The organism is Blastomonas sp. AAP25 (assembly GCF_001295965.1).
GTDB classification, from domain to species: domain Bacteria; phylum Pseudomonadota; class Alphaproteobacteria; order Sphingomonadales; family Sphingomonadaceae; genus Blastomonas; species Blastomonas fulva.
Genome location: NZ_LJHP01000020.1, coordinates 41642 through 56289, shown reverse-complemented (window position 1 = coordinate 56289; position 14648 = coordinate 41642). Strand labels below are relative to the sequence as shown.

Annotated in this window: 17 protein-coding genes; 8 read left to right on the top strand and 9 right to left on the bottom strand. The window is 62.2% G+C overall.

The genetic code is table 11. The features are described 5' to 3' along the window. Both IP68_RS13410 and IP68_RS13405 read right to left on the bottom strand, forming a co-directional pair. Entirely contained in the window at positions 1–1155 is a 1155-nt protein-coding gene (locus IP68_RS13410) for an oxidoreductase family protein (RefSeq protein WP_054135796.1), read from the bottom strand. Between the two features lie 15 nt (positions 1156–1170). Continuing rightward, entirely contained in the window at positions 1171–2448 is a 1278-nt protein-coding gene (locus tag IP68_RS13405; RefSeq protein WP_054135507.1) for an MFS transporter, read from the bottom strand. Positions 2449–2578: 130 nt separating this feature from the next. On the opposite strand from IP68_RS13405, the gene IP68_RS13400 reads away from it, so the two are divergent. Genes IP68_RS13400 through IP68_RS13390 form a run of 3 tightly spaced genes read left to right on the top strand, consistent with a single transcriptional unit; the run spans position 2579 to position 5055 of the window. Continuing rightward, positions 2579–2965 carry a nuclear transport factor 2 family protein gene (locus IP68_RS13400; protein ID WP_054135506.1) on the top strand — a complete coding sequence of 129 codons (387 nt, stop codon included), beginning with the start codon at positions 2579–2581 and terminating at the stop codon, positions 2963–2965. Between the two features lie 3 nt (positions 2966–2968). Further along, the gene (locus tag IP68_RS13395) at positions 2969–3391 is read left to right on the top strand and encodes a limonene-1,2-epoxide hydrolase family protein (protein ID WP_054135505.1); all 423 of its coding nucleotides are present in this window, start codon (positions 2969–2971) and stop codon (positions 3389–3391) included. Between the two features lie 11 nt (positions 3392–3402). Then, positions 3403–5055, top strand: a complete 1653-nt coding sequence (locus tag IP68_RS13390) for an FAD-dependent oxidoreductase (RefSeq protein ID WP_054135504.1) — start codon at positions 3403–3405, stop codon at positions 5053–5055. A 21-nt stretch (positions 5056–5076) separates the two neighbouring features. Here the strand turns inward: IP68_RS13390 and IP68_RS13385 are convergent, their stop codons facing one another. Genes IP68_RS13385 through IP68_RS13355 form a run of 7 tightly spaced genes read right to left on the bottom strand, consistent with a single transcriptional unit; the run spans position 5077 to position 11174 of the window. Continuing rightward, positions 5077–6141: an LLM class flavin-dependent oxidoreductase gene (locus IP68_RS13385; protein ID WP_054135503.1), complete on the bottom strand. Its 1065-nt coding sequence runs from the start codon at positions 6139–6141 to the stop codon at positions 5077–5079. After that, entirely contained in the window at positions 6138–7202 is a 1065-nt protein-coding gene (locus tag IP68_RS13380; RefSeq protein WP_231683991.1) for an oxygenase, read from the bottom strand. The genes IP68_RS13385 and IP68_RS13380 overlap by 4 nt, the downstream gene beginning before the upstream one ends. A gap of 2 nt (positions 7203–7204) precedes the next feature. Continuing rightward, positions 7205–8164 (bottom strand): Rieske (2Fe-2S) protein, encoded by a 960-nt coding sequence (locus tag IP68_RS13375; RefSeq protein ID WP_054135502.1) that lies wholly within the window; start codon positions 8162–8164, stop codon positions 7205–7207. Then, positions 8157–9179 carry an LLM class flavin-dependent oxidoreductase gene (locus tag IP68_RS13370; protein WP_054135501.1) on the bottom strand — a complete coding sequence of 341 codons (1023 nt, stop codon included), beginning with the start codon at positions 9177–9179 and terminating at the stop codon, positions 8157–8159. Before IP68_RS13370 ends, IP68_RS13375 begins: the two co-directional genes overlap by 8 nt. 2 nt (positions 9180–9181) lie before the next feature. Next, positions 9182–9559, bottom strand: a complete 378-nt coding sequence (locus IP68_RS13365; protein WP_054135500.1) for a limonene-1,2-epoxide hydrolase family protein — start codon at positions 9557–9559, stop codon at positions 9182–9184. A gap of 2 nt (positions 9560–9561) precedes the next feature. Then, positions 9562–9879, bottom strand: a complete 318-nt coding sequence (locus IP68_RS13360) for a 2Fe-2S iron-sulfur cluster-binding protein (protein WP_054135794.1) — start codon at positions 9877–9879, stop codon at positions 9562–9564. Positions 9880–9902: 23 nt separating this feature from the next. Further along, positions 9903–11174: a sulfotransferase gene (locus IP68_RS13355; RefSeq protein WP_054135499.1), complete on the bottom strand. Its 1272-nt coding sequence runs from the start codon at positions 11172–11174 to the stop codon at positions 9903–9905. A gap of 136 nt (positions 11175–11310) precedes the next feature. Here IP68_RS13355 and IP68_RS13350 point away from each other — a divergent pair, with 136 nt between their 5' ends. The 5 genes from IP68_RS13350 to IP68_RS13330 are packed head-to-tail and all read left to right on the top strand — an operon-like array spanning position 11311 to position 14646. Further along, positions 11311–12084 carry an SDR family oxidoreductase gene (locus IP68_RS13350; protein WP_054135498.1) on the top strand — a complete coding sequence of 258 codons (774 nt, stop codon included), beginning with the start codon at positions 11311–11313 and terminating at the stop codon, positions 12082–12084. Positions 12085–12096: 12 nt separating this feature from the next. Then, the gene (locus tag IP68_RS13345; protein ID WP_054135497.1) at positions 12097–12600 is read left to right on the top strand and encodes a VOC family protein; all 504 of its coding nucleotides are present in this window, start codon (positions 12097–12099) and stop codon (positions 12598–12600) included. Beyond that, complete coding sequence (locus IP68_RS13340) at positions 12601–13359, top strand: tyrosine-protein phosphatase (protein WP_054135496.1); 759 nt, start codon at positions 12601–12603, stop codon at positions 13357–13359. 14 nt (positions 13360–13373) lie between these two features. Then, complete coding sequence (locus IP68_RS13335; protein WP_054135793.1) at positions 13374–14231, top strand: NAD(P)-dependent oxidoreductase; 858 nt, start codon at positions 13374–13376, stop codon at positions 14229–14231. 28 nt (positions 14232–14259) lie between these two features. After that, a complete protein-coding gene (locus IP68_RS13330) occupies positions 14260–14646 on the top strand; it encodes a carboxymuconolactone decarboxylase family protein (RefSeq protein ID WP_054135495.1) in 387 nt (128 codons plus the stop codon). The last annotated feature ends 2 nt before the right edge of the window (positions 14647–14648 follow it).

Here is a 14648-nt window from a genome sequence, read left to right as displayed (position 1 = left end):
TCATTCTCCCAGCAGCTTCCACGTTCCGTAATCCTCGGCAGCGGTGAAGAAGCGCTCGTTCATCGGCACTCCGTTCTGCCCCCAGGCGTCAAGATTGGCGACCCACGCCTGCAGGCCGTACATCACGAACAACCGGGTCTGCTCCCAAGCCTCCTCGAAGTCGGGCACGCCTTGCGCGCCGGTGGCGATCAGATACTCGCGATACTGTTTGACCATGTCCTTGTGGTGCTTGCGGCGCTCCTCGATCGAGAGCGCGCCGATGATGAAATAGGTGAGATCCCGCCAGGGACGCCCGCGGCGGACCAACTGCCAGTCGAGCCACAGCCGCTCGCCGCCGGGCAGGATGTAGGTGTTGCCCTGATGGCAGTCGCCCAGCACGATGCAGTGCGGCGAGCGGTTGGCGCGCTCGATTTCGCCCAGCCGGTCGAAAGCGCGTTCGACCTTTTTAGGATCGTCCAGATAATGCTGCGGCGCGATGTCGCGAAAAGCGGGATCTTCCAGATTGAGCGCGATCCATTGCCACATGATGCGCACCTGATCGCTGTCGACCGGCGTGTCCATCTGGGTCTGGAGCCAGGGGGCGTTGGCCGGACTGATCTTGTCGCTGCCCCAAAGGCTGCCGTGCAGCTTGGCGAGACCCTCGAGATTCTCCATTATCATCTCGACGCCATTGGCGTGCGTGCTGTGGCCAAACCTGCCGCCGCGGTCATGCAGGTCTTCCAGCACGATGAACCCGTGCGCCTTGCCGTCGTCATCCCAGTCCGCATAGTAGCAGCGCGCGGTCGGCACCTTCATTTCATGCACCATGAAGTGATAGAACCGTGCCTCAAGGGCATGGATGTCGACATTGTGGAACGATCCCGACCAGTTGGCCTTCATGCACAGATTGGCAGGCAGGCCAGCGGCGATTCCCGCATCGTTCCAGTCCACCCTGATCCGCCATTTTGTGGTATGGCTGTTGAGCAGTTCGACCGTTTCCATGCTGCGCGCGACCACGCCGGCGTATTTGTAGCCCATCATTCGGCTGAGCCAGGCTGCATCGATCTGGTTCATCGTCGTCGGGATATGGTCGGTGCGCGCAGGATACGGGCGAGGCACGCAGTTCGGATCTACGACAGGGTTGTGATATTGCGGCGCTGCTTGGGGATCGTTCATCATTTCGTCCTTGGTTCAAGCGTGATGGTGGGTGGCGTCGTGGCGGCGGATGGCGCGGCTGGCGAGCAGCAGCAGGACCCCTCCGGCGATACAGAACAGCATGGCAGTGCCAATGCCCCAGGCGACGCCGTCCTTCCCGCCAACCTGGTCACTGACCATGCCGATCAGCCAGGCGCCGAGGCCGACGCCGATCAGGTTGGCGCTCATCTGCACGGCAGACACCGCAAGGCCGCGCAGATGCGGCCCGGCAATCGTCACGATCACAGCGTAGACTGGGCCGTTGTAAGAAGCGCTGAACATTCCCGCCGCCATCAGACAGGCCACCGCGACTGTTGCGCTGCCCGCACTGACTGCGAGCAGACCGGCGATGGCGGTGAGCACGGGGATCGCCGATGCCAGCAAGGCGGTGTGCGCGGGATCGAAGCCGCCGCGGCGCGCATTGATCCGGTCACTTCCCCAGCCTACGGTCAGTCCGCCAACCGACCCCAGAATGCCATAGGCGATCGCAACCACCAGGCCCGCCTGCGGTAAGCCAAAGCCATGGCTGTCCACCAGGAACGTCGCAAGCCAGGTGCTCATCCCGTAAATGCCGGTGGCGATGCAGGTGATCGCGGCAATGGCATAGGTCATGCCCGGGCGGGCGAAAAGCATGCCCAGCCGCGCGCGCAGCGCGTGATCGCCATGCTCCTGCGGAGCATCCTGTCGTCCGCGTACCGGCTCTCGAACGGTGAAGTAGAGCAGCGGGGCCAATAGAAGGCCAGGTACTCCGGCTGCAATAAAGGCCCAGCGCCAGCCATGTTCGGCAACGATCCAGCCGCCGGCAAAAAAGGCGAGCGCAAAGCCTACGCCCGCGCTGAGGTACCAGATGCCGATCGCGGTCGCGCGCCGGTCGGTGCCGAAATAGTCCGCGAGCAGCGACATGCCGGTTGGTGAGCCACCCGCCTCGGCCACGCCGACCGCCGCACGCCCGGCGGCCAAGGTCCAAAAGCCGGTCGCAGCGCCGCACAGCGCCGTTGCGCCGCTCCACGCCGCCAGCGCAAAGGTCATCAGCGCGGTGCGGTTCATGCGGTCGACCGCATAGCCGAACGGGATGGCAGCAATCGCGAACGGCACGCCATAGGCTACCCCGGCGAGCAACCCTAATTGCGCGCCTGACATCGAAAACTCTGCGCCCAGCGGCTTGAGGACCAGCCCGATGATCGCCCGGTCGATGCCATGGCAGGTCTGCGCCAGCGTCAGGACCGCGAGCACATACCAGCGATAAATGCCAGGCGGCGCGCTGGCCGTCGTCACGTCATTCCATCCTGCTCCCACCGACTAGTATCCGTCGAACATTGCACAGGTCTGCTGCAGGCAACCTGCCAGAGGAAAGGCGCGAAAGCGGCCCTGCTGCAGGACACTGCCCAGAAGGGAGAGGCAGGCGATGGGACAGGCAGATACCAACAAGGCGATCGTTCACCAGTTTCTGGGTGCGGTCGAGGCCGGAGATCTTGCAACTATCGAAGCTTTGCAGGCTTCTGATTGCACATGGTGGGTCGTAGGCGGCGGTGACATGACCCGCGCGGCCTATACCGAAGCGGTCAAGGGTATGCTGCTGACCGCTTCCGTGCGCCGCGTTACCATCATCGGCATGGTGGCAGAAGGCGACACCGTGGCCGCCGAGGTGCGATCCGAAATGCATTTCGGCGATCGCATCTACGCCAACGAATATCATGACCTCTTCGTCCTGCGCGACGGGCAGATTGTCCACGGGCGCGAATATTTCGACACCAGCAAGGTTGCGGCCTTTTTCGGCGCGCAGAAAGGTTGATCCATGCAGCATGAACAGACAGTGCGCGCGTTTCTGGCGCTGTTTCATACTAGCAACCTGGATGGCGCGGCGTTGCGATCGATGCTGGCACCCGATGCCCGTTACCAGCCGATCGTGCCGATCGCACCGGTGCGGATTGGCGCGGATGCCATCTGCGGGGAAATGGAGCGGCAGTATAAGCTCTATGCCGACTGTGCCTGCGATATACTTCACGTCGCGGTCAGCGGCGATACGGTGTTTACCGAACGGGTCGATACCGTCAGGCAACTCGCCAACGGTCAGGCGACGACCACGCACGTCGTGGGGGTGTTCGATCTCGATGGCGACGGCAAGATTGCGTGGTGGCGTGAATATTGGGATGCGCTCGATTGCGCGGGCCAGCTTGGCATCGATGATCGCGCGATGCGCGCGATCATGTGCGCGTGAGAGGTAGTGGGATGCAATATGATGTCGTCGTCATGGGATCGGGCGCGGCCGGACTGACCGCAGCCCTCGTTGCCGCCAAGGCGGGCCATTCGGTCGCGGTCCTGGAAAAGGCACCGCATTTCGGTGGCACAACCGCGATCTCCGGAGGCGGCATCTGGATTCCCGGTAGCCCGCAGGCCATCGCCGAGGGCGTTGACGACAGCATCGAAAAGGCCCGCGAATATGTGCTGGGTGTGGTCGGCAATCGTGCGGAACGCGACCTCATCGACGCCTATCTCGCCAATGGCCCTGAGATGGTCGCGTGGTTGGCCAGCATCAGCCATGTCGATTTTCAAATTTCTCCACCTTCTAGCGACTGGTATCCCGATGTTCCCGGCGCGGTCGACTTTGGCCGGTTGCTGGCGCCGGCGGAATATGTGGGAACCCAACTTGGCGAGAATTTTGAAAGGCTGCAAAAGCCGCGCGAGGAGTTCAATGCCCCTGGCGGGATGATGATCGACCTGTTCGATCTCGAATATATCGCAAGGCTGCCGTCTCCAGGGGCACTGTGGTACATGGCCAAGATCGCGGTGCGCTTTGCGCTCGACAAGCGCAAGCTTGGCCGCGGCTCGAGGCTCACGATGGGCAATGCGCTTGCGGGTCGGCTTTTGCATTCGTGCCTGGATGCAGGAATAGACCTGTTCGAGGCGAGCCCGGTGGAAGACCTCCTGACATCGGATGGCCGGGTGACAGGCGTTCGCGCCAAGATCAAGGGGGTGCCGACCGAAATCACTGCCCGGCAAGGCGTGGTTCTGGCCTCGGGCGGGTTCTCCGCCAATGCCGCGATGCGCAAGGCGTATATCCCGTTTGCCGAACAGCACGTCTCGATCCTGCCTTATGAAAACACGGGCGACGGGATCAATGCGGCAACCGCATCGGGCGCGGCGATGGGCGCGGAAAACCACGTCAACGCCGTCTGGGCGGTGGTATCTAAGCGCACCCGCGACGATGGCTATGTCGAGCGCTATGCGCATCTGATCGACATGTCCAAACCCGGCTGCATTGCCGTCAATGCCGCCGGGCAGCGCTTCGGCAACGAGGCCAGTGTCCATTTTGTCGAGGCGATGCACGCGACCGGCACGGTGCCGGCACACATCATCGCCAATGCGGCGTTCGTGAAGAAATACGGGATGGGGCTGGTGCTGCCCGGCGGCGGCAAGATCAAGCAGATGGTCGCCTGTGGATACATGAAAACCGGCGCAACGCTGGCCGAACTCGCAGGCAAGATCGGGATTGACGCAGCGGGGCTGGCCGCGACAGTCGCGAAGGTCAATGCCGATGCGGCCACCGGCAGGGACACGCAGTTCGGCAAGGGCGAGACCCAGATCGACATCGAGATCGGTGATCCCAAGCACAAGCCCAATGCCTGCTTCGGCCCGGTGGGCGAAGGGCCTTTTTATGCCATCGAAATCTTCCCCGGCGACGGGTCTACCACCGTGGGAGTCAAGATCGACGTCCAGTGCCGCGTGATCGGCCACGATGGCATGCCCATTGCCGGTCTTTGGGCCGCAGGGCTGGATGCCAATTCGATCTGGCAGGGCAAATCGCCTGCGCATGGCTGCAACATCGGCCCTGCGATGGTCACCGGCTATATTGCAGGCAAATCGGTGGCTGGCGCGGCCTGAGCTGTCTTGCCGGTTGACGTGTTACCCGGTCGCTTGGCGCCGCCGCGCTTCGGCCACCATCGCATATATCCCCATATTGTAGGCGGTGAGCTGGTCCATTGTCAGGTTGCGATACGGCGTCATCGGGCACAGCGAATCGACCACGTCCCAAAAGGGTTCGATCTGGTCGAGGACCTCATCGACCGGGCCGCATTTCACGAAGGCCTGCACCATCTCGTCGGAGACGTTGTCGATCACGCCTGCAACATCGCCATGCTCGCCCGCCGCCAGCTGGCATGCACGCGCAAGATCGCCAAAGCCGATCGCATCGAAGAACGGCTCGTATTCCTTGTAGCCGGCATAGCCCGCCACGGTGGCACGGCTGTCATCGATCGCCTGCTGCTTGTCGTCGTTGATCGCCACCCATGGCCAGGCGTTGACCTCGACATCCGAGCGCTTGCGGCCAAAGCGCGCCAACTCGCCCTCGATGAAAGGCTTCTTGCCCACGGTGTAATCCACCGTCCACAGCGCATGCACCATCAGCCCATCGCCGATCTCCAGTGCCATGCTGGTCAGCTTGTCCTTCAGCGCGGCAATCCAGATCGGAATATGCTCGCGCACCGGGGGCGCGGTCAGCATCATTTCGGTCCATTCGGCGTTGAAATATTCGCCATGGACCGGCTCCATGCCCTTGTGCGCGTTGGCGTTGACATAGCGCACCACCTTGACGACCTCGCGCAGATGGGTGAGCAGCTTGCGCTTGGGTTCGCCATAGATGCCGGACAGGGCGCTGTGCAGTGACGTGCCAAGCCCGAGGACAAAGCGGCCCTGGCTGATGGTGTCGAGTTCGATCGCGGCATAGGCGGTTTCCACCGGGCTGCGCGTACCGGCAACCGCGATTCCGGTCGAGACCTTGAGCGTCTCGGTCATCGCTGCGACGGCGGCCATCGGCACGAACGGCGGTCCGTAGATCTGCAGCGAAAAGCAACCTTCGAACCCTGCTGATTCCATCTGTTTTGCCATGCCGCCCATCACCGGAGCGGGCAGCACGGGCATGACGCCCCACCATTTGCGTTCGCCGCCGACGGCGTTGGTCAGGCCGCTCACTTGCCGTCGTACCCGATGATGGTGCTGCAATCGGCGCTGACATTGTCACGATAGGCAAAGTCGCCGCGCGCCTGCCTTTCTGCGAGCGCCAGCATCAGCACGCGGTATTTCTGCCCGGCCTCGTCAAGCGGCGAGTGCAGGTCCCTGCGGCTTTCGGGGTGCATGTAGCGCGGGCTTTGCGGGCTGGTCATCGAGCTGTCCTGCCGCGATACCTTGTAGCTGGCCTTGGGCATCATGTAGCGGAACGGGTTCGTCTTTTTGACGTTCGACGTGTTCATCGCATAATCCAGCCGGGTGCGGTCGCGGGTTTCGGGCACGCACGGATGGAACAGCTGCACATTGTCGCCCGGGCTGAAGCGTCCATAAGCAATTGCGGCATGGCTGCGCAGATAGATGCGGATGACCTGGCGAACCTGCTGCACATCGTCCTTCACCCCGCCGAACCATTTCATGATCGGGGCGACAGATTTGTTGGTGCACGTCCGCACCATGGTGATCGTCTCGGTGTCATAGAACACTTCGACCACTTCCTTGTCCATCTTCTCGTCTCCCACCACATCGGCATGCAGGAAATCTGAGTGGGTGAGGTCGATCAGGTTTTCCAGGCTGAGCGGCGCGCAGCAATCGAAGCGCACGGTGCCCAGCATGTGCCGCGGTAGGTTGCCGTTATCAGGCAGATAGGGAATGCTGGGCAGATGCGCCGGGTCGGCATTGGCAGGGTTGCCATACCATCCCCAGACATAGCCGTAATGTTCAAGCACGGGATAGCGGCCGCGCGCATCGCTGAACGCACTGCTATCGGCCCGGTCGGCATCATGGGGGTGACATTCGGCCGCAACCGCTTTCCCGTCTTCGCGCCACAGGAAAAACGGCTGCGAATAGACAGAGCGCCGGACAGGCCTTGCGGTGACGGCAAAGCTGTGGGCCAGCGGGAACCAGGCGTCTTTCAGTACAATGTCATGCGGGACCCAGCTGTTGACCGCCTTCTGGAAAGCGGCTGGCTGCATGGCTTCTGCCAAGCCATCATGGGCACTGGCGGCATTCTGGTCTGTATCGAGCATGGTCAATCTCCCGGATCAGTCTGCAATAATGCGGCGGAGCGCCGCTCAAGGATGTCCTGTCGCAAGGCTTCGGCGTGCACCGAAACCGAGGGCCGCAACACGCGCAAGGCGGCACCATCGACCGCCGGGCGGATGGAGAATGGGGCCCCTGCTCCCAACAGGCGGGCCATCATGCCCGCGCGCGATGGTGAAAGCCTTGCGCGCCAGCGAACCTGCGTCACCCCTCGTCCGGCAGGGACCGGGGCGACAATCACGCGCAGCAGTTCGTTGTAGGCGGCATCGCGCAGCACAAGCTCGCTCTCACCAGTGTCGGGTTGGGTCGCGATCCGCAGCGATACCGGAAATTCTGGCATGAACGGTGCCGGCCAGCGTGGTCCGGCCCACTGGCAGTTGCGTTCCATCACCAACAGGCCGTTCTGTTCCATCAGTTCGGTGGCAAGATACGGGGTGAAGCGGATGCCGCGGATGGCGATGACCAGCGATGGGTCATCGTAAAGCGCGTTGAGGAACTCGGTATGCGGTAGTGAAAGCTGGCTGGTGCCGCCGAGCGGCAGATCGATACTGCTGACAAGCTGCGGAGCGGTGGCCTCAGGGTTAGAGCTGATCCAGACAAAGCCACCGGCTTCAGCCACTGCAAAGGCCACCGCCCTGTACAATGGCGGGAATTTCTGCTGGCTCTTGAGGTTGGGAATGTCCTTGAGATGGCCCGTGGCACCATCGAATGTCCAGCCATGATAGCCGCACTGGATCATGCCGCTTCCCAGAATGCACCCCAGCGACAACGGAGCCCTGCGGTGCGGGCAGCGATCTTCCAGCGCCCGTGCTGTGCCTTGCGCATCGCGCCACAACACCACCGGCTGATTGCCGAGATCGACATTGATAGGCTTGGTCTGCGACAATTCTTCCGACCGCGCGACCGCCCACCACAACGCCGGTTGATCAGGGGCCCTGTCGTCAACCATAGAACAGATCCGCGATGCGCTGGCGATAGACGGCTGCCTTTTCGAGCGGCATGCCGAACTGGGGAACCACAGGGGTAATGGCATCGACCGAAACTGCCCGTTCCGCGACCAACTCGCGGACCTCGTCAGCGCTGCCCAGAATATTGATGACGCTGACCATCTCGTCGGGACAGGCTCTTGTCATTGCGTCAAAGTCCTGCACGGCAAAAGCTGCCTGGATGGCCCTGGCTTCCTTGCCGAAACCGATGCCCTCGAAATATCGAAGATACTGCGGGGACTGGGTGTAGAATGCCAGATTGGCCCGCGCATCGGCAATGGCCTCGGCGCGGTTCTCGTTGATCACGGTGAAGATCATCAGGTTGACCGTGACCGCTGATCGCGGGCGCCCCGCATTGGCCAGACCGGCCTCGAGATGGGGGATAACCTTCTCTGCAATCCATTGGGTGGTCCATAAAGGATGCCCCAGCAAGCCATCGGCAATTGCGCCGGCCTGTTCGCAGGCCTTTTCGAAGATCGCGGGCAGATACACCGGAATGGCTGAGCGGCGCGGCGGCGCGATAAGCCGGAAATGCGACAGATCGAGCGTGTGATAGTCTCCCTCCAGCCGCTGGAGCTGCCCTGTGTGCCCCTGCGCAATGACCGCACGCACCTGGGATACGACCTCGCGCATATGCGCGAGCGGCTTGCCATAGACCATGCCGAAGCTGCCCTCGATCTGGCTTTCTGCGCTGGAGCCGAGCCCGAGAACGACTCGCCCGTCGCTGATATGGTCCAGATCGATGGCGCTGCAGGCGGTCTCAAGCGGACTGCGGGTAAAGGCGAGCGCGATCCCGGTTCCCAGCTTGATGCGCCGGGTCACCGCTGCAGCAGCGGCAAGCGTGGCAAAGGGAGCACCGAAGATCTGGGGTGCCCACAGCCCTTCCACGCCAGCGTCCTCCCAGGCCTGCACCAAAGGCACCAATTCGCGTGCCGGCAGGACGGGCAATTCGGCCCAGACAGGAAGGGGTGCGTTCACGTTCAGAAGCCCTTGGCGGTGTCGAAATAGTCACGCCAGGCGACGATTTTGGGCCCGTCCATTTCGAATACCCCCATCAGCTTGACCGAGACGATCTGCCGCCCCATGGCATCAAAGAAATTGTCGGTACGTTCGGTCAGCACGATATTACCGTGCGCAGCGATGTGGTGGACGATCACCTCGGCGCTTTCGATCGGATACATTTGTGCAAATCCGTCCATGAACGCCTTGGCCTCGGCAAATCCGACGGTTTTTGAGAGACCAACATTCTCCCAGACTGTCTCGTTCGTGAAGCGGCGATCCATCGCTGCCAACATATCTGCCAGCGTCGGTCGCCATTCGGTGAAGAACGCCTGAACCTCGGCCAGCGCATCGGACATGATCAGTCTTCCTTGGCCAGCGTCACGGTGATGCCGTCGAGCGCTTCAGTCAGCGCGATCTGGCACGAGAGCCGACTGTTGGCGTTGCGATGCTCGGAACTGTCGAGCAGATCGTTTTCGTCCTCGCTCATCGCCGGGATCCGGGCGAGGAAGGCGTCATCGATATGGACATGGCACGTGGCACAGGAACAGCAGCCGCCGCACAACGCCAGCAATTCGTCGCAGCCATTGTCGCGGATCGCTTCCATCAGCGTCAGGTCGGTGCCTGCCTCGATGATCGATGCCGTGCCGTCGCGCGTGACCAGATTGATTTTGGGCATGAAATCTTGCTCCTTGGGCAAAGTTAGCGGACTTCGCGTTGTACCGGGAACCTGTCGAAGTAGAACTGGAAGTCCTGTCGTATCTCGTCGGCGGTGATCGCAAAATCCCGCTCGAGGTTGAAGACCACGCGGCCTTTCACGGCCGGGTCGTGGTCGGCATGGTATGCATGCAGCGTCGCCAGCGTCGCATCGTCGAGCGTAATCCCGGCCTTACGATAGATCTCGTGCAGGATAGCATCGGGATTCTTGATCCATTCGTGGAAATAGACATCGATAGTCTGCGCAGGGGGCAGGCAATCATGGTCGCGCACGCACCGCGACAGCAGGGTTTTGTAGCGATCAATCCAATATGCCTTGGGCTCTTGCGGATCGGTTTTTGTGCGCAGGATCCGTGCAGCATAAAGCCACATCGACAGCGTCGAGCGGATCGAGCCCACCGGATCCCGGTGGGTGATGACATAGGTCGCTTCGGGAAAGGTCTTTTGCAGCACCGGCAGCTGTTCCATGTGCTGCGGGCACTTGATGACCCAGCGGTTCGGGCCTTTCAGGAACGTAAGGACCTGCAGGCCTTTTTTCAGATAGGCGTAGGTGCCGGTCTGGTCGTGGCTCAGATAAAAATCGCGCCATCTCGGCGCGAGCACCATCCATTCGATCAGATAGGATGAAAAATCGAGCGCCTGCAGTTCGATATCCTCGCTGATGTGATCGGGCGAGAATTCGTGCATGTATTTGAACAGCGGCATCATCGCGTCCTGCTGCTGCCATCCGGCATCGGCGCGGGAGCGGCGGGGGTTGGTATCTGCAGGGTTGGGCGCATCCGCTTCGGTAGGTACAGGCGCGATCGCCTCCCACCATGGCAGCGAGCGCAGGCGGGTGTCCGCCGACAGCAGGCCGAGCAGATGGGTCGTTCCCGAGCGCGGCGGCCCGGCGACGATGATCGGGCGGTCGATTTGGATGTCCAGAATTTCGGGATGGCGCTTGCAGATATCCTCGACCCGCAACCGGTCCGACGCATAGCGCACGAACATCATCCACAGCGCCGCATGCGACACCGGCGACAGAAAGGCATCGTCCTTGACGCATTGGCACCACAGGTCGAGACGCTCGACGAAATCCATGGCGCCGAAATCGGAAAGGCCGGTCCCGGTCCGGGCAGCGTCCAATATCGCTTCCGACGTGAAGTCGAACTGCATCTGCGCCGCCTGCGTCAGCGCCGCCTGCTGCACCTCGCTGAGCACGGGTGCGTGCATGTCGACGATGTCGAACACCTCTCCTAGCCGTGCACTTTCGCCCATGCCTTGTTCCTTCCCTCAGCCTGCCCAGCCTAGACAGGGATAAATTCTGGTGTTGGCCTACCAAAAGATATGCCGCCTGATGCTGCGACAGGCGTAGCCCGGTGCCATAAGACATGTGTGAGGATGCAAGCGCGGCATGGCCGAAAATCTGTTCGATCTGACCGGCAAGGTGGCGCTGGTGACGGGTGCCAATTCGGGCCTGGGCTTCGGATTTGCCGAAGGCCTTGCCCGCGCCGGCAGCGACATCGTGCTTTGGGGTCGCCGCGCCGATGCCAACGCGCGTGCCATGGAAAAGCTGCGCGCACTGGGCGTGCGGGTGCATGCAGATTGCATCGATGTCACCGACGAGGCTGCTATCGTGGCGGGTGTCGAATCGGCGATCCGAGTCATGGGCAGGATCGACACGGTGGTCGCAAATGCAGGCATCGCCAGCCAGAAGCCGTTCATTGATATGGATGCCGATACCTATCACCAGTTGATCAACGTCAACCAGCATGGGGTGGTGTTTACCCTGCGCGAGGTGGCCCGGCACATGGTCGAACGCGGGGGTGGCGGATCAATGATCGTCTGCGGCAGCGGCTCTATCTTCCAGGGCGTGCCGACGATGACGCATTACGGCGCGGCCAAGGGCGCGCTTGCTGCCTTGGCGAAGGGGATCGCCGCAGAACTTGGCCCGCACGGCATCCGCTGCAACGTCATTGCGCCGGGGTTCATCATCACAGAAATGACAATGGCCGATCCGGCGATCGGCAACATGATCGCCGAGATTGTGGCGGCCAAGGCCCCGCTCGGCCGGGCCGGCAATCCCGACGATCTGTGGGGTGCCGCCGTCTATCTCGCCAGCGATCTTTCACGCTATCATACCGGCGATACGCTGGTCATCGATGGCGGCAAGATCATCAGCAACTAGGAGGATTGGACGGTGTTCGCGCGCCCCGATGCCCGGCATAGCCAGATTGCCTATGTCACCAGCGATCTTGACCAGGCGATGGCGCTGTGGCGCGATGCGTTCGACGTGCCCGCGTTCTTTGTCTTCGCCAACGATGCGCCGGGCATGGAGTGCTCGCACCCCTATCGCCTGCGGATTGCGCTGGCGAATGTCGGTGGCACCGAGATCGAGCTGATCGAGCCATTGGACGGCAATGCCATGTATGCCGAAAGCCTACCGGCCGACGGCAGCTTTGCCATGAAGTTTCACCATGTCTGCATCCGTGTCGAAGGTTTGCTCGCGGACTTCGATGCGCATATGGAGTCGATCGACCCGGAGCGGCATCCTGTGGTGTACCGCGGCGGCATGGGCGAGGTGATGCGCTTTGCCTATACCGACGAGCGAGCAACGCTGGGGCACTACGTCGAGCACGTCTGGTTTGATCCTGGTTTCTACACGCAGATGGCCGGTGCTATACCAGTCTACCCGGCCGCCTGAATGACGCGCCCGGCCATCAGCCTCAATTTTCGCGACCTGGGGGACCTCCCCGCGGCGGGCGGCCATGTGCGCTCTGGCCTTGTCTACCGCAGCGAGGGGCCACGCAACTTCACCTCGGCAGATTGCAGCTATCTTGCAGGGCTCGGTATTCGCACGATCGTCGATCTTCGTTCGGCAGGGGAGCGTGCCGAAGCGCCGCATGACTGGCATGGCGCACAGTGCACCTGGCTGGGTCTCGAGGTCGATGCCGATCTGCGCGTGTTCGGCGATGAGGGCCGCGAGCGGTTGCGCCAGGGGCCCGAGCCGGAGATCGCGATCGAGACGATGAAGGAAACCTACCGCTCGATTCCCGCAGCGCTCGCCCGCCACTGGACGCGCATTGCCGAGCCGCTGCTCGGCGACGGTGCGCCGATGATGGTCAACTGCACTGCAGGCAAGGACCGCACTGGGGTTGCCATTGCCTTCCTGCTCGAACTGGCGGAGGTGCCGCGCGAGGTCATCATGCAGGACTATCTGCTCTCGCGCGTCTTTGGCGAGACCATGTGGCGCGATGGTACGATCGAACCAGGGTTTATGGGCAGCTATGGTTTTTTGCCAAGCCGCGGACAGATCGATGCTCTTGTCGGTGTCCGACCGGATTATCTCGAGGCGGCGTGGGCGGAAGTCGATCGCAAATGGAATGGCATGGGCGCGTATTTTGAACAAGCCGGGCTGGACGGCAAAGCGCAATCTGCGCTGCGCGCAGCCCTTGTGGCATGAAGGGTGACACGCAGATGAAAACGGGTGGTGTAATCGGGCTGGGCGGCATCGGCGGCGGCGTGGCGCAATGCCTGCAGCGCGCCGGGCAGCTGGCGGCAATCTACGATGTGCGGGCAGAAGCAGCAGATGCTGTGCCTGGCGCACCTGCAATGTCGCCTACCCCACGCGATCTGGCGGCAGCGTCGGACTGCGTGCTGATCGCGGTGCTCAACGGTGCACAGACGGTCGCGGTGCTGTCCGGGCCGGATGGTGTTCTTGCGGCCGGCAAGCGGGGGCAGATGGTGATCCTGCTGTCCACGATATCGATGACCGACCTGGCGACGTCACAGCAACTGTGTGCCGATGCCGGCGTGACCCTGCTCGATTGCGGTGTTACCAACGGGCCGAAATCGGGCCAGAACGGCCTTATCTGCCTTGCCGGCGGAAGCGATGCAGACCTGGCTGCTGCCAAGCCGATCTTCGATGGCTTTGCCGGATCGGTCATCCACATGGGCGGGCCGGGCACCGGCATGGCAGCCAAGATCGCGCGCAACACCACCTATTTCGGATGCATGCGCGCCGGATACGAGGGCGCGGTCATTGCCCGCAACTACGGCGTCGATCTGACCCAGCTGCGCATGGCGCTGGCCGGTGACCCGAATGCCGGCGGCGGGCTGGAAGGCGCACTGTCGATGGTTCTGCGGCCCGATCCGGAGGGCGATGCGCAGGAAACCGGCATCCGCAACTACTTCATGTCGCTGATGGTCAAGGATCTTGAAGTTGCGATCGAGGAGGCTGCCAAATTTGGGGCGCGGCTGCCGATGGTCGAGATGATCTGCGCCAATGCGCGGTCCACATCCGGGCTGGAACATCCACTCGGCCAGCCGCTGTGATTTACCCGGGCCAACAAAGGACGAAGCCATGACAGAAAAGAACTGGGAAAAAGGGTTGGACGTGTTCGACGCGGTCTATGGGCCGGGTGCGTCGGAAATGGTCAAGCCGTTCAAGGATTCGCCGTTCAACCAGGAAATCGTCGGCAACCAGTTTGCCAACCTGTGGGGCAATGAAGCGTTCACCATCCGGGAGAAGCGGCTGATGGTGCTGGGGGCAACGGCGATGCTGGGGCGCCAAGACCTGGTCGAAATCCAGATGACCGGGGCGCTGGTCAACGGAGAGTTCACCGACGAGCAGCTCGAACAGATCCCGCTTTTCATGCTGTTTTATGCTGGTGCGGGCAATTGCACCGCACTGTTCCGCGGGATCGAGGCGGCGCGGGCGCGAGTGGCGGCCATGAAGAAGGCAGATTGACG